General features: G+C 62.8%; 16 protein-coding genes. All 16 read left to right on the top strand.

Annotation, left to right across the window (positions count from 1 at the left end):
* Positions 1 to 6 precede the first annotated feature (6 nt).
* Complete coding sequence (nuoG, locus tag L338_RS07460; RefSeq protein ID WP_022697744.1) at positions 7 to 2,118, top strand: NADH-quinone oxidoreductase subunit NuoG; 2,112 nt, start codon at positions 7 to 9, stop codon at positions 2,116 to 2,118.
* Positions 2,118 to 3,179: an NADH-quinone oxidoreductase subunit NuoH gene (gene nuoH, locus L338_RS07465; RefSeq protein ID WP_022697745.1), complete on the top strand. Its 1,062-nt coding sequence runs from the start codon at positions 2,118 to 2,120 to the stop codon at positions 3,177 to 3,179. The genes nuoG and nuoH overlap by 1 nt, the downstream gene beginning before the upstream one ends.
* A 30-nt stretch (positions 3,180 to 3,209) precedes the next feature.
* Positions 3,210 to 3,698 (top strand): NADH-quinone oxidoreductase subunit NuoI, encoded by a 489-nt coding sequence (gene nuoI, locus L338_RS07470; protein WP_022697746.1) that lies wholly within the window; start codon positions 3,210 to 3,212, stop codon positions 3,696 to 3,698.
* Positions 3,699 to 3,764: 66 nt separating this feature from the next.
* Entirely contained in the window at positions 3,765 to 4,376 is a 612-nt protein-coding gene (locus tag L338_RS07475; RefSeq protein ID WP_022697747.1) for an NADH-quinone oxidoreductase subunit J, read from the top strand.
* On the top strand, positions 4,377 to 4,682 hold the full coding sequence (nuoK, locus tag L338_RS07480) for an NADH-quinone oxidoreductase subunit NuoK (protein WP_022697748.1): 306 nt from the start codon (positions 4,377 to 4,379) through the stop codon (positions 4,680 to 4,682).
* 7 nt (positions 4,683 to 4,689) lie between these two features.
* Positions 4,690 to 6,831, top strand: coding sequence for an NADH-quinone oxidoreductase subunit L (gene nuoL, locus L338_RS07485; RefSeq protein ID WP_022697749.1), 2,142 nt, complete (start codon positions 4,690 to 4,692; stop codon positions 6,829 to 6,831).
* Between the two features lie 10 nt (positions 6,832 to 6,841).
* A complete protein-coding gene (locus L338_RS07490; RefSeq protein WP_022697750.1) occupies positions 6,842 to 8,374 on the top strand; it encodes an NADH-quinone oxidoreductase subunit M in 1,533 nt (510 codons plus the stop codon).
* Positions 8,371 to 9,816 (top strand): NADH-quinone oxidoreductase subunit NuoN, encoded by a 1,446-nt coding sequence (gene nuoN, locus L338_RS07495; protein ID WP_022697751.1) that lies wholly within the window; start codon positions 8,371 to 8,373, stop codon positions 9,814 to 9,816. Before L338_RS07490 ends, nuoN begins: the two co-directional genes overlap by 4 nt.
* Positions 9,813 to 10,562 carry a biotin--[acetyl-CoA-carboxylase] ligase gene (locus tag L338_RS07500; protein WP_022697752.1) on the top strand — a complete coding sequence of 250 codons (750 nt, stop codon included), beginning with the start codon at positions 9,813 to 9,815 and terminating at the stop codon, positions 10,560 to 10,562. The genes nuoN and L338_RS07500 overlap by 4 nt, the downstream gene beginning before the upstream one ends.
* Before the next feature lie 11 nt (positions 10,563 to 10,573).
* Positions 10,574 to 11,350, top strand: coding sequence for a type III pantothenate kinase (locus tag L338_RS07505; RefSeq protein ID WP_022697753.1), 777 nt, complete (start codon positions 10,574 to 10,576; stop codon positions 11,348 to 11,350).
* On the top strand, positions 11,350 to 13,023 hold the full coding sequence (locus L338_RS07510; protein WP_022697754.1) for a ribonuclease J: 1,674 nt from the start codon (positions 11,350 to 11,352) through the stop codon (positions 13,021 to 13,023). Before L338_RS07505 ends, L338_RS07510 begins: the two co-directional genes overlap by 1 nt.
* Before the next feature lie 18 nt (positions 13,024 to 13,041).
* Entirely contained in the window at positions 13,042 to 13,461 is a 420-nt protein-coding gene (gene mce, locus L338_RS07515) for a methylmalonyl-CoA epimerase (protein WP_022697755.1), read from the top strand.
* Complete coding sequence (locus L338_RS07520) at positions 13,461 to 13,733, top strand: DUF1467 family protein (RefSeq protein WP_022697756.1); 273 nt, start codon at positions 13,461 to 13,463, stop codon at positions 13,731 to 13,733. Before mce ends, L338_RS07520 begins: the two co-directional genes overlap by 1 nt.
* An 82-nt stretch (positions 13,734 to 13,815) precedes the next feature.
* A complete protein-coding gene (gene proS, locus L338_RS07525; RefSeq protein WP_022697757.1) occupies positions 13,816 to 15,147 on the top strand; it encodes a proline--tRNA ligase in 1,332 nt (443 codons plus the stop codon).
* The gene (locus tag L338_RS07530) at positions 15,144 to 16,436 is read left to right on the top strand and encodes a lipoprotein-releasing ABC transporter permease subunit (RefSeq protein ID WP_022697758.1); all 1,293 of its coding nucleotides are present in this window, start codon (positions 15,144 to 15,146) and stop codon (positions 16,434 to 16,436) included. The genes proS and L338_RS07530 overlap by 4 nt, the downstream gene beginning before the upstream one ends.
* Positions 16,429 to 17,118, top strand: a complete 690-nt coding sequence (locus L338_RS07535; protein WP_022697759.1) for an ABC transporter ATP-binding protein — start codon at positions 16,429 to 16,431, stop codon at positions 17,116 to 17,118. Before L338_RS07530 ends, L338_RS07535 begins: the two co-directional genes overlap by 8 nt.
* The last annotated feature ends 46 nt before the right edge of the window (positions 17,119 to 17,164 follow it).

Raw genomic sequence — 17,164 nt, forward strand, 5'->3', positions numbered from 1 at the left:
CGAGTCATGAGCGAAGACCTGCGAAAACTTGTCGTCGATGGCGAGGAAGTCGAGGTTCCGGCGGACCTTACGCTGCTTCAGGCGTGCGAGACGGCGGGCCGCGAGATTCCGCGTTTCTGCTATCACGAGCGGCTGTCCATCGCGGGCAATTGCCGGATGTGCCTGGTCGAGGTGGTCGGCGCGCCCAAGCCGGTGGCGTCCTGCGCCCAGCAGGTGCGCGACCTGCGTCCCGGCCCCAATGGCGAGCCGCCGAAGGTGAACACCGCCACGCCGCTGGTCGACAAGGCCCGTGAAGGCGTGATGGAGTTCCTGCTGATCAACCATCCGCTGGACTGCCCGATCTGCGACCAGGGCGGCGAATGCGATCTTCAGGACCAGGCGCTGGCCTATGGCCGCTCCTTCACGCGCTATGAGGAAAACAAGCGCGCGGTCGAAGAGAAATATATGGGTCCGTTGATCAAGACGATCATGACCCGGTGCATCCAGTGCACGCGCTGCGTCCGCTTTGCGGCGGAAGTCGCCGGCGTTGAAGAGTTCGGCATGCTGAACCGCGGCGAAGACGCGGAAATCACGACCTATCTGGAAAAGGCGGCGACGTCGGAGCTGTCCGGCAATGTGATCGACCTTTGCCCGGTCGGCGCGCTGACCTCCAAGCCTTACGCTTTCGAGGCGCGCCCGTGGGAGCTGCGCAAGACGGAATCGGTCGACGTGATGGACGCCATGGGGTGCGCCATCCGCGTGGACGCCCGCGGCACGGAAGTCATGCGGATCCTTCCCCGTATTTACGAGGAAGTGAACGAGGAATGGATCTCCGACAAGACGCGCTTTGTCTGGGACGGCCTGCGCCGCCAGCGTCTGGACAAGCCTTATGTCCGCAAGGATGGCCGTCTGACCCCTGTCGACTGGACAGAGGCGCTGGACGTCGCCGCGCAGAAGCTGGCGGGCAACCCGGAAGGCATTGGCGCGATCGTCGGCGATCTGGCCGACGCCGAGGGCATGAAGGCGCTGAAGGACCTGATGGACGGCCTTGGCGTGAAGAGCATCGATTGCCGTCAGGACGGCATGATCCTGGGCGAAGGGCCGCGTCAGTCCTGGCTGTTCAATTCCACCTTCATGGGCGTTGAAGACGCCGATCACCTGCTGCTGATCGGCGCCAATCCGCGCTATGAGGCGTCGGTTCTGAACGCGCGTATCCGCAAGGCCTGGCTGCACAACGACCTGAAGGTTTCGGTGATCGGCGAGCCCGTCGACCTGACCTATGACTACGATCATCTGGGCGAAACCGCCGCCGACCTCGACAAGGCGCTGTCCGGCGACCTCGCCAAAGCCTTCAAGGAAGGCGGGCGCGGTATGATCGTGCTGGGCGCCGGCGCGCTGAACCGTCCGGACTCTGCGGCAATCCTCAATCGCGTGGCGCAGTTCGCCAAGGACGCGGGACTCAACCAGTCCGGCGACGACGCCTGGAACGGCTTCAACGTGCTTCACACCGCCGCCTCGCGCGTGGGCGGTCTCGACCTTGGCCTGGTGCCGGGCGAGGGCGGACGCAATGTTGCCGGTATGCTGGAAGCGGCGCGGGCCGGAGAGATTGAAACGGTGCTGCTGCACGGCGCCGACGAGCTTCGCGACAATGATTTCGGCGATGCGTTCGTGATTTATGTCGGCAGCCACGGCGATGAGGGCGCGCACAAGGCGGATGTAATCCTGCCGTCCGCCGCCTATACCGAAAAGTCCGGCACTTGGGTCAATGCGGAAGGCCGCGTCCAGACCGGCGCGCGCGCCGTCTATCCGAAGGGCGATGCGAAGGAAGACTGGGCAATCTATCGCGCGCTCTCCGACCGCCTGTCGCGAACGCTGCCCTACGACACGCTGGGCCAGCTCCGCGCCAAGCTGATTGAGGACCATCCGAGCTTTGGCGGCATCGACTATGCCCCGGGCGCGGCTGACCTCGACAAGCTGGACTTCGATGCGCTGGGCGAGAAGGGCGACCTGTCTGCCGAGCCGTTCCGCAGCGCTGTGACCGATTTCTACATGACCAATCCGATCGCGCGCGCCAGCCGGGTCATGGCGGAGTGCTCCGCCGTGAAAGATGAAGCGCCGCGCATGGAGGCCGCCGAGTAATGTACGGTTTCTTCGAAAACATGATGGGGCCGCACTGGGGCCACTTCACAGCCTCCGTGCTGCACGTGCTGATCATCATGATCGCGTTGCTGCTGAGCCTGGCCTACCTGCTTCTGGCTGACCGGAAGATCTGGGCTGCGGTGCAGATGCGCAAAGGCCCGAACGTGGTGGGGCCGTTCGGCCTGCTTCAGTCCTTCGCGGACTTCTTCAAGTTCGTTTTCAAGGAAATCGTCATTCCTGCCGGCGCCGACCGTCCGCTCTTCATCCTGGCGCCGTTCCTGACCTTCGTTCTGGCGTTCATTTCCTGGGCCGTCATTCCGGCCGGGCCGGGTCTGGCGGTGTCGGACATCAATGTCGGCATCCTCTACCTGTTCGCGATTTCGTCGCTGGGCGTTTACGGCATCATCATCGGCGGCTGGGCGTCGAACTCGAAATACCCGTTTCTGGGCGCGTTGCGCTCGGCAGCACAGATGGTCTCTTACGAGGTCTCCATCGGCTTCATCATCATCACGGTCCTGCTGCTGGTCGGTTCGCTGAATCTCAGCGATATCGTTGAGGCGCAGGCGGGCGGCATCTGGCACTGGCACGCCTTCATGCTGACCTGGCCGAACATCGTGCTTCTGCCGGTGCTTTTCCCCATGCTGGTGATCTTCTTCGTGTCGGCGCTGGCCGAGACGAACCGTCCGCCCTTCGACCTGCCCGAGGCCGAGTCGGAACTGGTGGCGGGTTACCAGGTCGAATATTCGTCCACGCCGTACCTGCTGTTCATGATCGGCGAGTACCTGAACATCGTGCTGATGAGCGCGATGACGGTGATCCTGTTCCTTGGCGGCTGGCATTCGCCCTTGCCGTTCCCGCCGTTCGAATGGATCCCGCCGGTGTTCTGGTTCGCGCTGAAGATTGTCCTCGTCTTCTTCATGTTCGCCATGGTGAAGGCGATGGTCCCGCGTTACCGCTACGATCAGCTGATGCGGCTGGGCTGGAAAGTCTTCCTCCCCACCTCGCTGGTTGCGGTTGTGCTCGTCGGCGGATACGTCGCGCTCACCGGCGGCCCGGCCTAAAGCGCAAAACGAAGAGAAACGAACGAAACAATGGCTCGTATTACACAAGCTCTCCGCGGCGCGCTCCTGCTGGACTTTGTCGGCGCCTTCATCCTGGCCATGAAGTATTTCTTCCGGCCCAAGGCCACGCTGGCCTATCCGTTCGAGAAGGGCCCGCTGAGCCCGCGCTTCCGCGGCGAACACGCGCTGCGCCGTTACCCGAATGGCGAAGAGCGCTGTATCGCCTGCAAGCTGTGCGAGGCGATCTGCCCGGCGCAGGCCATCACGATCGAGGCCGAGCCGCGCGCGGACGGTTCGCGCCGCACGACGCGCTACGACATCGACATGGTGAAATGCATCTATTGCGGTTACTGCCAGGAGGCATGCCCGGTGGATGCGATTGTCGAGGGACCGAACTTCGAATTCGCGACCGAGACGCGCGAAGAGCTTTATTATGACAAGGACCGGCTGCTGGCGAACGGTGATCGCTGGGAGCGGGAAATCGCACGCAATCTGGAACTGGACGCGCCTTACCGCTAGGGCGGGCGCTTCGCGCCGGGCGGTTCCGCCGTGGCGTGATTTTATCGGGAAGAGACGGGGCAGGGCATGATCTTACAGGCGATCGCCTTCTGGATACTGGCCGGGGTCGCGGTTTCCGCGGCCTTCATGGTCGTGGCCGCGCGCAATCCCGTGCGCTCGGTCATGTGGCTGATCCTCACCTTTTTCACCACGGCGGGCCTGTTCGTGCTGATTGGCGCGGAATTCCTGGCGATGCTGCTGGTCGTTGTCTATGTGGGGGCGGTCGCCGTGCTGTTCCTGTTCGTCGTGATGATGCTGGACGTCGATTTCGTCGAGCTGAAACAGGGCTTTCTGCAATATATGCCGGTGGGCGCGCTGATCGCGCTGATCATGCTGGCCGAGATGGCGTTCGTCGGCGCCAGCTGGGCCGCTTCGCGCGGCGAGGCCGCCGCGCAGCCGCCCGCCATTCCGGTTTCGGCGTCGAATATCGAGGCGATCGGGGCGGTGCTCTACACCGAATATGTCTATTTCTTCCAGGCCGCCGGCATGGTTTTGCTGGTCGCCATGATCGGCGCCATCGTGCTGACGCTGCGTCATCGCGAAGGGGTCAAGCGTCAGGACATCGGCAAACAGGTCGGCCGCAAACGCGACGAAGCGGTGGAGCTGGTCGATATCGAACAGGGCGAGGGGATTGGTTAGATGATCGGGCTGGCTCACTACCTCACGCTCGCCGCCATTCTGTTCACGATTGGCGTGTTCGGCATTTTCACCAACCGCAAGAACGTCATCATCATCCTGATGTCGATCGAGCTTCTGCTGCTAGCGGTGAACATCAATCTGGTCGCCTTCTCGGTCTATCTGGGCGAAATCGCGGGGCAGATTTTCGCGATGTTCGTTCTGACGGTCGCGGCGGCTGAAGCGGCCGTCGGGCTGGCCGTTCTGGTGGTTTATTTCCGCAACCGCGGCGACATCGCGGTTGAAGACATCAATCTGATGAAGGGTTAGGCGGGGGATGTACGCGATAATCGTATTCGGCCCGCTGCTGGGCGCGGCCATCGCGGGGCTTTTGCAACGCTATATCGGCGACCGGGCGGCCATGTGGATCACCACGTTGCTGGTCTGCCTGTCGGCGGGGCTGTCGCTCTACGCTTTCTATGACGTGGCGTTCGTCGGCAATGAGCTGACCATAGAAATCGCGCGCTGGTTCGATATCGGCGCGTTCCAGACCTCCTGGTCCATGCGGATCGACACGCTGTCGGCGGTGATGCTGGTCGTGGTCACGTTCGTGTCCTCGCTCGTCCACATCTATTCGTTCGGCTATATGAGCCACGATCCGCACCGGGCGCGGTTCTTCTCCTATCTCTCGCTGTTCACCTTCGCGATGCTGATGCTGGTGACGGCGAACGACTTCATGCAGCTCTTCTTCGGCTGGGAAGGCGTGGGGCTGGCCTCCTATCTGCTGATCGGATTCTGGTACAAGAAGCCGACCGCGAATTCGGCGGCCATCAAGGCGTTTGTCACCAACCGCGTGGGCGATTTCGGCTTTGCGCTCGGCATCATGGCCATCTTCCTGATCTTCGGGACGATCCAGTTCGACGGGGTGTTCGCGCAGGTTGCGGCCATGCAGGGGCAGGCGACCGAGTTCCTCGGCATGCGCTTCTATGCGCTGGAAATCATCGCCTTCCTCCTGTTCATCGGCGCGATGGGCAAGTCCGCCCAGTTTTTCCTCCACGTCTGGCTGCCGGACGCCATGGAGGGCCCGACGCCGGTCTCCGCGCTGATCCACGCCGCCACCATGGTGACGGCGGGCGTGTTCCTTGTTGTGCGTTGTTCGCCGATTTTCGAGGCGGCGCCGGTCGCCTCCGCCATCGTGGCGGTCATCGGCGCGATCACCGCCTTCTTTGCCGCGACCATCGGTATGGCGCAGAACGACATCAAGCGCGTGGTGGCTTACTCCACCTGCTCGCAGCTGGGTTACATGTTCTTCGCCGCCGGGCTTGGCCTTTATGGCGCGGCGATGTTCCACCTGTTCACGCACGCCTTCTTCAAGGCGCTGCTGTTCCTGGGCTCCGGCTCGGTCATCCACGCCCTGCATGACGAGCAGGACATGCGGAAGATGGGCGGCATGTGGAAGGTCATTCCTTGGACTTACGCCGTCATGCTGATCGGCACGCTGGCCCTGACTGGCGTCGGCATCCCGGGCACGAAGCTGGGCTTTGCCGGTTTCTTCTCCAAGGACGCCATTATCGAGGGCGCTTTCGCGGTCGCCGCCGACACGGGATCGCAGGTTGCGACTCTGGCCTTCTGGGCGGGCGTGGTCGCCGCTTTGCTGACCTCATTCTATTCCTGGCGCCTGATCTTCATGACGTTCCACGGCAAGCATCGCGGGCCGCAGGAGCATTTCGAGAAGGCGCACGAGTCGCCGCCGGTCATGATGGGGCCGCTGTTGATCCTGGCGGTTGGCGCCGTGTTCGCCGGCGCATTGTTCTACTCGCCGTTCGTGGGCGATGCGAAAGACGGGTTCTGGCGTGAGAGCGTAACCTTTGCTTCCGCTGCGACACATGGCGAGGAAGCGGAGCACGGCGAAGAGCTTCACGCTGAAGCCGGCCACTCGGACGAAGCCTCTGAAACCGCGGAGAACGTCACGGGGCAACTGACAGGCGACGAGGCCGACACCGAAGCCGCCGAGGCGCATGCCGAGGGAGGCGAGGGCGCCGCCCACGCCGCTTCAGAGGAGCACGGAGAAGAACATGGTGGGCATCACGTGCCGACCTGGGTTCTCTGGACGCCGTTTGTCGTGACGTTGCTGGGCTTCCTGGGCGCGGTGTTCTTCTATCTGATGCGTCCGGGCATCCCGCGGCGCATCGGGGAGAGCGGCGGGCCGCTGCACAGCTTCCTCTATAACAAGTGGTTCTTCGACGAACTCTATAACGCGACCTTCGTGCGCGGCGCGCGCGGACTGGGCGACCTGTTCTGGAAAGTTGGCGATGTGCGCATCGTTGACGGGCTGGGACCCAACGGGGTGGCCCGTGCGGTCCGCTCCGGCGCGTCACGGCTGTCGCGGCTGCAAACCGGATATTTGTATCATTATGCGCTTGTCATGCTGATCGCTGTCGTGGCGATTGCCGGCGCCCTGATCGTGCTGAAGGGGTAGGGCGAAGGCGATGTCTGATTTTCCGATTCTTTCCCTGACGACCTTCCTGCCGACGATTGGCGCGCTGCTGATCCTCGTGCTGAAGGCGATGGCCCGTCCGGAAGACGGCGAGGTGGTCGATCGCAACAGCCGCTGGGTCGCCCTGTGGTTCACGCTGGGCGCGCTGGCCTCATCGCTGGTGGTGCTGTCCTGGTTCGATCCCAGCCTGGCCGGTTTCCAATTGACCGAAGAGGCCAACTGGCTGGGTCTGGATATTTCCTACCGCATGGGCGTGGACGGCATTTCCGTCCTGTTCGTGCTGCTGACCACGTTCCTGATGCCGATCTGCATCATCGCAGGCTGGCGGTCGATCAATACGCGCATCACGGAATACCTGGCCTCGTTCCTGGTGCTCGAGACGATGATGATCGGCGTGTTCACCGCCAAGGATCTCATCCTCTTCTACTTCTTCTTCGAGGCCGGCCTGATCCCGATGTTCCTGCTGATCGGCATCTGGGGCGGCGCGAACCGTGTCTATGCGTCGTACAAATTCTTCCTGTACACGCTGCTCGGCTCGCTGCTGATGCTGGTCGCGATCATCTATATGTATCTGCAGGCCGGAACCACGGACATCGCGATCCTGATGGATTACCGATTCGATCCGGGCGTGCAGAAATGGCTCTGGCTGGCCTTCTTCGCCTCATTCGCGGTGAAGATGCCGATGTGGCCGGTGCATACTTGGCTGCCGGACGCGCACGTCCAGGCCCCCACGGCCGGGTCGGTCATCCTGGCCGGCGTGCTGCTGAAGATGGGCGGCTATGGCTTCCTGCGCTTCTCGCTGCCGATGTTCCCGTTCGGGTCGGAATATTTCGCGCCGCTGGTTTTCGCGCTGTCGGTCATTGCCATCATCTACACCTCGCTGGTGGCGTTCCGGCAGACCGACATCAAGAAGCTGGTGGCCTATTCCTCTGTGGCCCACATGGGCTTTGTGACGCTCGGCATTTTTGCCGCCAACGCGCAGGGCCTGCAGGGCGCGATTTTCCAGATGATCAGCCATGGCGTCATTTCCGGCGCGCTCTTCCTGGCGGTGGGCGTGATCTATGACCGGATGCACACGCGGGAAATCGCTTTCTATGGCGGGCTGGTGCACCGCATGCCGGTCTATGCCGCGATCTTCCTGCTGTTCGCCTTGGGTAATGTGGGGCTTCCCGGGACCAGCGGGTTCGTGGGCGAGATCCTGACCATGGTGGGCGGCTATCTGGTCAATCCGTGGATCGCGTTCGGCGCGGCCTTCGGCGTGATCCTTTCGGCGGTCTACATGCTGAACGTGTACCGCAACGTCGTGTTTGGCGAGATCGTGAACTCGAAGCTCGAGAACATTACCGACGTGAACCGCCGGGAGCTGATCACCTTCATTCCGCTGATCATCGCCACGCTGGCGCTGGGCGTTTTCCCGTCGCTGGTTACCGACATCACCGAGACCTCGGTCATGGACCTGGTCGCACATTATGAAGAAGCGCTCGCGCCTGCGCCCGAGACTTTGGAGATCCCGCTGGAGCCATGACTGAATCCTTCGCTGTAAACTTCGCGATCGCGGCGCCGGAAGTCTTCCTGGCTGTCGCTACGATGGGCCTGCTGGTCGCCGGCGTGATCATGGGCGACAAGTCCGCGCGCCTGATCACATGGCTCGCCTTGGCGACGCTGGCCGGGTACGCGGCGCTGGCGCTGGCCGGGCTTGCCAATGGCGCCGGCGCGGCCTTTTCCGGCGCGCTGGTGGCGGACCGTTTTGCGGTCTTTGCCAAGGTTGTCATCGCGATCGGCGCGGGCCTGACCCTGCTGCTGTCCGACAGCTTCATGCAGAAAGAGAAACTGTCCCGGTTCGAATTCCCGGTTCTGGGCCTTCTGGCCGTTCTGGGCATGGGCATGATGGTGTCGGCGGGCGACATCATCGCCGTCTATATGGGGATCGAGCTGCAATCGCTGGCTCTTTATGTGATGGCGGCCTTCAACCGCGACTCCTTGCGGTCTTCGGAAGCGGGTCTGAAATATTTTGTCCTCGGGGCGCTCTCCTCGGGTCTCTTGCTATATGGCCTTTCGCTGATTTTCGGCGCCACCGGCGCGACCGATTTCGACAGCATCGCCGCCGCGCTGGCGCAGGAAGAGTCCCTGATGTTCACCATCGGGCTGGTCTTCGCGATTTCCGGCCTTGCTTTCAAAGTCAGCGCCGCGCCGTTCCACATGTGGACGCCAGACGTTTATGAAGGCGCGCCGACCCCGGTCACGGCTTTTCTGGCCGCCGCGCCGAAATTCGCCGCCATGGCGCTGTTCGCGCGCGTTCTGGTCGGCCCGTTCGGTGAGTTTATTGGCGATTGGCAGCAAGTGATTGTGGCGCTGGCCGGCATTTCCATCGGCGTTGGCGTGTTTGGCGCGCTGGCGCAATCGAACATCAAGCGCCTGATGGCCTATAGCTCCATCGCCAATATGGGGTATGCGCTGATGGGGCTGGCTGCGGGCACCCAGAACGGCGTCAACGGCCTGCTGATCTATATGACGATCTATCTGCTGTCGGTAATCGGCGTATTTGCCTGCATTCTGGCCATGCGCCGCAAGGATGGCATGGTTGAGCAGATCGACGATCTGGCGGGGCTTTCCCAAACCAATCCCGGCATCGCCGTGGCGCTGTCCATGTTGATGCTGTCCGTGGCCGGTCTGCCACCCTTCGCAGGCTTTATTGCCAAGCTCTATGTCTTCATGGCGGCGCTGGACGCCGGATTGGTCCTGCTGGCGGTCTTTGCCGCGCTCGGCACGGTCGTCGGCGCGTTCTACTATCTGCGCATCGTCAAGCTGATCTGGTTCGATGAACCCGCTCAGGGCTTTGTCCGCCCGGGCCGGACTGTCGCCTATACCGCGTTCGGGTCGGCGGCTCTTGCCTTCCCGATCCTGGTGGTCTTCATCTTTCCGCTGATCTCTCAGGCGGGCGCAGCGGCGAGCGCGCTGTTTTCGTGACGCAGTCTGCGCCGCGCATTGAGCGGCTGGCCGAGATCGACTCGACCAATGAGGAAGCCAAGCGCCGTCTTGGCGCAGGCGCGGAGACGCCCTTCTGGATTTCGGCGGCGGCCCAGACGGCGGGCCGGGGGCGCAGAGGGCGGCCATGGCAGAGCAGAGGCGGCAATCTCTTTCTCAGCGGCGCCTACCGCTTTTCCAGCGACCCGGGCGAGTTGGCGCAGCTTTCCTTTGTCACCGCCCTTGCGGCGTATGACGCTTTTGCGGCGCATGTGCTGCCGGGGGCGGTCTCTCTCAAATGGCCCAATGACCTACTTCTGGATGGCGCGAAGGCCGGCGGGATTTTGCTGGAGTCAGGCATGGACTCCGTGGGCCGCTGGCTGGTTGTGGGGATTGGCCTGAATATCGCCGACGCCCCGGACAACACGCCTTACCCGGCGCTGGCGCTGGCGGACCGCCTTGCGCCAGGCCTGAACCGGCCACACCCCGATGACGTCGCGCGCGATCTGGCGGCGGCGTTCGAGTCCTGGCTTGGCGTCTGGCGGCGCGAAGGTTTTACCGCCATCCGCAAGGCGTGGCTGTCCCGCGCCAGCGGGCTGGGAGAACCGATCGTGGTGAAGGGCGGCGCCGAAGACCTCTATGGGGTTTTCGAGGATCTGGACGCTGGCGGCGCGCTTTGCCTTCGCCAGCCTGATGGCGCATTGATGCGCGTCGCGGCCGGCGATGTCTTCTTTCCCGGCAGGAAATAGGGGCGGCAGCCATGCTTCTGGCGATCGATAGCGGCAATACGAATACGCTTTTCGCGGTCCATGACGGCGAGAACTGGCGGGCGCAGTGGCGCTCCGCCACGCATCAGTCCCGCACCGCGGACGAGCATGCTGTCTGGCTGGACCAGCTGATGAAGATGGAGGGGCTCAGTTTCGATGACCTGGATGGCTGCATCGTCAGCTCCGTCGTGCCGCAATCCATCTTCCACTTGCGCAACCTGGCCCGCCGCTATCTGGGCGTTGAGCCGATAATCATCGGCGAATCCGATATCGATCTGGGGGTTGGAGTCAGTATCTCGCGGCCCGAGGACGTGGGGGCGGACCGGCTGGTCAATGCGCTGGGCTGCCGGATTGTCTATGAGGGCGCCTTGCTGATCGTCGACTCCGGCACCGCCACGACGTTCGACGTGATTTCGGCGGACGGCAATTTCGAGGGCGGGGTGATCGCGCCAGGGATCAATCTCTCCCTGACCGCGTTGCATGAGGCCGCGGCGAAACTGCCCCGCATCGCAATACAGAAGCCGCCCAGAACGATCGGAAAAGATACCGTTGGCGCAATGCAATCGGGCATTTTCTGGGGCTATATCGAGTTGATTGACGGCCTGATTGAGCGCGTGAAGGCCGAATATGACCAGCCTATGACCGTGATCGGCACGGGCGGCGTCGCGTCCCTGTTCGAGGGCGCGGCGGAACAAATCGATCATTACGACCCGGACGTGACCATCCGCGGGCTTCTGGACATCTGGCAACGCAACAAGAGCAAGATTTAATGGCCGACACCGCCGTCCAACCTTTCGTGTTCCTGCCGCTTGGCGGCTGCGGCGAGATCGGGATGAACCTCAATCTCTACGGCTACGGGCCGGAAGAGAACCGCAAATGGGTCATTGTCGATCTGGGCGTGACCTTTGGCGACGCCTCGACGCCCGGCATCGACATCATCATGCCCGACGCCGGCTTCATTGAAGAGCGCGCCGACGATCTGCTGGGCATTGTCCTGACCCATGCGCACGAGGACCACATGGGCGCGGTGGCCCGCCTCTGGCCGCGCTTGCGCTGTCCGATCTACGCCACGCCTTTCACGGCCTGGCTGGTCCGGGACCGCCTGCAGGAATTCGGCCTGCTTAACGAGGTCCAAGTCATCGAGATCGGGCTGGATCACCGTTTCGAGCTTGGTCCCTTCGACCTGCAGTTGATCACGCTGACCCACTCGATCCCGGAGCCGAACGGTCTGGCGATCCGAACCCCGGCCGGCATGGTTCTGCATACCGGCGACTGGAAGATCGATCCCGATCCCCTGATTGGCGAGTCCACCGATGTAGAGGCGCTGAACGCGCTGGGGGAAGAGGGCGTGCTGGCGCTGGTCTGTGACTCCACGAACGTCTTTGTCGAGGGGCACACGGGCTCCGAGGGCGAGGTGCGGGAAGAATTGATCCGCGTGGTCGGCGAACAGAAAGGCAAGGTCGCCATCGCTTCTTTCGCGTCAAACGTGGCGCGCATGGAAACCGCCATGGTGGCGGCAGAGGAAAATGGCCGCCGCGTCTGCCTTGTCGGCCGGTCGATGCACCGTATGTCGGCGGCGGCGAAATCGGTCGGTCTGCTTAACCAGTTCAAGCCGTTCGTTGACGAGAACGAGGCCGGCTTCTTCCCGAACGACAAGATTCTGTTCCTGTGCACGGGCAGCCAGGGCGAGCGCCGCGCGGCGCTTTCGCGCATCGCTTCGGGCGATCACCGCAATGTCAGTCTGGGGGAGGGCGATACGGTCATCTTCTCTTCCCGCGTCATCCCCGGGAACGAGAAGGATATAATCGAACTGAAGAACAAATTCGTCGAACGCGGGGTCGAACTGATCACCGACCGTGACGGCGAAATCCATGTGTCCGGCCATCCGGCGCGCGATGAACTTCGGCAGATGTATCAGTGGGCGCGTCCCAAGCTGGCCATCCCGGTGCATGGCGAGCGCCGCCATCTGGTGGAGCACGCCAAGCTCGCCCGCGACGTGCAGGTGGGGCAGGCCATCGCGCCGCATAATGGCGATCTGATCCTGCTTGGCCCCGGCAAGCCGGGCGTGATCGACGAGGTTCCGGCCGGGCGGCTCTATGTCGACGGCGACGTGATCGTGGATGCGGAAGCGCCGTCGCTAAAGGATCGTCGGAAAATGTCCTTTGTCGGCCACGTCACGGTCGCCGTTTCCATCGATGCCCGCGGGCGTATTCTTGAAGGCCCGGCTTGCCTGACGCGCGGCATTCCCGATGCGCCGGACTTCAGTCTGGACGCATTCGAGGAAGAAATGGAAGACGTCGCGCATGAGACGCTGTCCCGCGCCAAACGCGTGGACGCGGAGACGGCGGAGACTCTTGTGATGCGCGCGGTTCGCCGCAGGGCGCAGGACATCTGGGGCAAGCGGCCGCTGGTTGATGTTATTGTTCTGGACGAAAACGCCTGAAGGCTGAGGAGGTCGAACGTGAAAATTGGCCGGCTGAACCATATCGGCATCGCCGTTCCGTCTATCGACGAGGCGGCGAAGACCTATCGCGACATGCTGGGCGCCAGCGAAGCCACGGACAAGATCGAACTGCCGGAGCAGGGGGTCTGCGCCGCCTTCATCAGGCTGGATAATAGCGAGATCGAACTGATCGAGCCTCTGGGCGATAATTCCCCGATCACGAAATTTCTCGAAAAGAACCCCAAAGGCGGCCAGCATCATGTCTGTTTCGAGGTGCCCGACATCGTGAAGGCGCGCGACGACATGGTGGAAAAAGGCGCGCAGGTGCTGGGCACGGGCGAACCGCGTATCGGCGCCCACGGCGTTCCGGTGATCTTCGTGCATCCACGTGATTTCAACGGCGTTCTGATTGAACTGATGGCGGAGCCCGGTCACTGATGGGCATTGTCACGGGCATCGTCACTTTCGTCATTATCTGGTGGGTCGTGATCTTCGCCGTCCTGCCGTTCGGCGTGAAAGGCCAGTGGGAAGGCGATGGCGGCCCTGAAGGCACGGAGCCGGGCGCACCTCAAAACCCGCAACTGGGCAAGAAGGCCCTGATCACCACGGGGATTGCCGCGGCTATCTGGGTTGTTGTCGCCCTGGTCATCACCTCTGGCGCGGTTACGCTGGAAAGCCTTCCGGCTCCGTTCGACATCCCGGAAGTCTGATCGGCGTTCGCGCGTTGCGCCGCCCAACCGGGCGGTCTATCAACGCGAACCGTTCATTTCCGGCCTCCGCGATTCAAAAAACATGCGTCTTTCCCGTTATTTTCTGCCTGTTCTGAAGGAAACCCCGGCCGAGGCGGAGATCGCCTCGCACCGGCTGATGCTGCGCGCGGGCATGATCCGCCAGTCGGCGTCCGGCATCTATTCCTGGCTTCCGCTGGGCCTTGCCGTTCTGAAAAATATCGAGCGGATCGTGCGCGAGGAGCAGCATCGCGCCGGGGCGGTGGAGCTGTTGATGCCGACCATCCAGTCGGCCGATCTGTGGCGCGAAAGCGGTCGGTATGACGACTATGGCGCGGAAATGCTGCGCATTCAGGACCGCAAGGAGCGGGACCTGCTCTACGGTCCTACCAACGAGGAAATGATCACCGAGATCGCCCGGGCCTGCCTGCGGTCCTACAAGGATCTCCCGAAGCTGCTCTACCACATCCAGTGGAAGTTCCGGGACGAGGTCCGCCCGCGCTTTGGCGTGATGCGCGGCCGCGAGTTCCTGATGAAGGACACCTATTCCTTCGATATCGACGAGGCCGGGGCGCGCCATTCCTATAACCGCATGTTCGCGGCCTATCTCAACACGTTCGAGCGCATGGGGCTGAAAGCAATCCCGATGCGCGCCGATACGGGGCCGATCGGCGGCGACCTCAGCCATGAATTTATTATCCTGGCCGATACGGGCGAGTCGCAGGTTTATTGCGATGCCGGAATTCTGGACATGAACGCGCCCGGAGCTGACATCGATTTCGACGATGTCGCAGGATTGCAGGCGATGGTGGACGAGCGCACGGCGCTCTACGCCGCGACGGACGAAATGCACAACGCCAATGCTTTCGCGGCCCTGCCGCAGGATCGCCAGCGCGAGGCGCGCGGGATCGAAGTTGGCCACATCTTCTATTTCGGGACGAAATATTCCGAACCCATGCGCGCCAAGGTGTCCGGCCCGGATGGCCAGGACCGCCTGTTGCACATGGGCTCCTACGGGGTTGGCGTTTCGCGTCTGGTCGGGGCGATCATCGAAGCGAGCCATGACGAAGCCGGGATTATCTGGCCGGAAAGCGTCGCGCCGTTTCAGGCCGGCATTATCAATCTCAAGCCCGGCGATCCGGACGCCGACCGCGTGACGGCTCAGTTTGAAGAGGCCATGACACTGGCCGGACGTGAGCCGCTGGTCGACGATTCCGAAGAGCGGCCGGGCGCGAAGTTCGCGCGCATGGATCTGATCGGCCTGCCCTGGCAGGTCGTGATCGGGCCGCGCGGCCTTCAGAACGGCGTGGTGGAGCTGAAGCGCCGCGCCACCGGGGAGCGTGAAGAGCTGGCGCCCGAAGCGGCCATATCCCGGCTTCTGGAGGGCGCGGTTTGAGCCGCAACGGCAAGACCTCGCGCGGCGCGGCGCCTTTTTCGCTCTATGAGCGACTGATTGCCGGACGCCTGTTGTTTGCTACGCGCAAGGATGGCGGCGTGGCCCTGATGTCGATCATCGCCTTTGTCGGGGTGGCGCTGGCCGTGGCGGCGCTGATCGCTGTCATGTCGATCATGAACGGCTTTCGCTACGAACTGGTCAGCCGCCTGCTGGGCGTTGACGGGCATGTCTATGTACAGGCCCCGAACATGAGTCTGGAGGAGGCGGCGAAGCTGCAAGGCCGCCTGACAGAGCTTGGCCCGGTCGAAACGGTCTATCCCATGGTCGCCGGACAGGCGCTGGCCTCCACTCAGGGCGCCGTTGCGCCGGTGGTGATCCGGGGTGTAACGCCGCAGGATATGGCGGAAACCCCGTTCCTGGTCGAGAAGTTGAATAATGGCGGTAGCCCCGAATTCGGCGAGGGCCGGAACGGCGGGGAGGTGGTCTATACGGGCAAGCGTCTGGCCGAACAGCTTGGCCTTTCAATAGGCGACGCCATCACCATAATTTCCCCGCAGGGCGCGCAAACGCCATTCGGGACCTCCGTGCGGCGTAAATCCTATCTGATTGGCGATTACATAGAGATCGGCCTGACAGAGCTGGATGGCGTGCTCGTCTATATGCCGCTGGACCAGGCGCAGCTTTTCCTCGGCAAGGGGGGTCAGGTTGATCAGGTCGAGGTGCGGCTCAATAACCCCGATGAAATTGACGCGGGCGTTCAGGCGGTGCGCGCGGCGCTGTCGCCGGGATATTTCGTTTTCGACTGGCGGGACCGGAACAGAAGCCTGTTCAACGCCCTCCAGGTGGAACGCATGGCCATGCGGTTGATCCTGATGCTGGTCGTGCTGATCGCCGCGCTGAACATCATATCCGGCTTCACCATGATGGTCCGGAACAAGGCGGGAGATATCGCTATCCTTCGCACTGTGGGCGCGCCGCGGGCCGCGATCATGCGGGTTTTCCTGATGTCCGGCGCATCCCTTGGCGCGCTGGGCACGCTGACCGGTCTGATTCTTGGCGTCCTGTTCTGCGAATTCATAGGCCCGATTCAGGGCTTCCTTGAATTTGTCTTTCAAACCAATCTCTTTGACGCTGAAGTTTATGGCCTGGATCACCTTCCGGCGCGGATTGATTATGCCGAGGTCGGCTTTGTCGCCTTCTGGGGTTTCCTGGTTTCCGTGGTCGTGACCCTGATCCCGGCCTGGTTCGCCGCCCGCGTCGATCCGGTGGAGGCGCTGCGCTATGAGTGACCGGTCTTCCACGCTTTCGGTGCGCGGGATAGAGCGCAATTATCAGACGGGCGATCAGGTTCTGCATGTCCTGAAGGGCGCGGATATCGACATCGCGGCCGGGGAAATTGTCGGGCTGGTCGGTCCGTCAGGCTGCGGCAAGTCATCCCTGCTGCACGCCATAGGTCTTCTCGAGCGTCCCAATGCGGGCAGCGTCTGGATCAAGGGCGAAGACGCCCTGGCGCTTTCCGACCGGCAGCGCACGCGCCTTCGCCGGGATTCCGTGGGCTTCGTTTATCAGTTCCATCACCTGCTGCCGGAATTCTCGGCGCTGGATAATGTCGCCATACCCCAGATGATCACGGGGAAGGGGCGCCGCGCAGCGCGGGAAGAGGCGGAGGCCCTGCTGGTCGAGCTTGGGCTTGGCGAGCGCCTCACTCACCAGCCGGCGCAGCTTTCCGGAGGTGAGCGCCAGCGCGTGGCCATAGCCCGGGCGCTGGTGAATGATCCCGATATCCTTCTGGCGGATGAGCCAACCGGCAATCTGGACCCTGAAACCTCCGACGGCGTGTTCACGGCGCTGACGCGGCTGGCGCGTGAGCGAAATCTCGCGGCCCTGATCGCCACGCACAATCATGACCTGGCCGCCGCGACGGACCGCGTTTTGACGCTGGAACACGGCCTGATCGAACCCTCCCGATAAAAAGTTCTTGAAATGTTCTCATTCTCGGAATAAGAACAAAACACGA

Origin of the sequence: Euryhalocaulis caribicus, assembly GCF_000412185.1 — a bacterium.
Lineage (GTDB): Bacteria > Pseudomonadota > Alphaproteobacteria > Caulobacterales > Maricaulaceae > Euryhalocaulis > Euryhalocaulis caribicus.

What these genes read in the sequence shown, in the direction of transcription:
- nuoG (WP_022697744.1), top strand. Translation starts at nt 7, where the DNA reads ATGAGCGAAGACCTGCGAAAACTTGTCGTCGATGGCGAGGAAGTCGAG.
- nuoH (WP_022697745.1), top strand. Translation starts at nt 2,118, where the DNA reads ATGTACGGTTTCTTCGAAAACATGATGGGGCCGCACTGGGGCCACTTC.
- nuoI (WP_022697746.1), top strand. Translation starts at nt 3,210, where the DNA reads ATGGCTCGTATTACACAAGCTCTCCGCGGCGCGCTCCTGCTGGACTTT.
- L338_RS07475 (WP_022697747.1), top strand. Translation starts at nt 3,765, where the DNA reads ATGATCTTACAGGCGATCGCCTTCTGGATACTGGCCGGGGTCGCGGTT.
- nuoK (WP_022697748.1), top strand. Translation starts at nt 4,377, where the DNA reads ATGATCGGGCTGGCTCACTACCTCACGCTCGCCGCCATTCTGTTCACG.
- nuoL (WP_022697749.1), top strand. Translation starts at nt 4,690, where the DNA reads ATGTACGCGATAATCGTATTCGGCCCGCTGCTGGGCGCGGCCATCGCG.
- L338_RS07490 (WP_022697750.1), top strand. Translation starts at nt 6,842, where the DNA reads ATGTCTGATTTTCCGATTCTTTCCCTGACGACCTTCCTGCCGACGATT.
- nuoN (WP_022697751.1), top strand. Translation starts at nt 8,371, where the DNA reads ATGACTGAATCCTTCGCTGTAAACTTCGCGATCGCGGCGCCGGAAGTC.
- L338_RS07505 (WP_022697753.1), top strand. Translation starts at nt 10,574, where the DNA reads ATGCTTCTGGCGATCGATAGCGGCAATACGAATACGCTTTTCGCGGTC.
- L338_RS07510 (WP_022697754.1), top strand. Translation starts at nt 11,350, where the DNA reads ATGGCCGACACCGCCGTCCAACCTTTCGTGTTCCTGCCGCTTGGCGGC.
- L338_RS07520 (WP_022697756.1), top strand. Translation starts at nt 13,461, where the DNA reads ATGGGCATTGTCACGGGCATCGTCACTTTCGTCATTATCTGGTGGGTC.
- proS (WP_022697757.1), top strand. Translation starts at nt 13,816, where the DNA reads ATGCGTCTTTCCCGTTATTTTCTGCCTGTTCTGAAGGAAACCCCGGCC.
- L338_RS07535 (WP_022697759.1), top strand. Translation starts at nt 16,429, where the DNA reads ATGAGTGACCGGTCTTCCACGCTTTCGGTGCGCGGGATAGAGCGCAAT.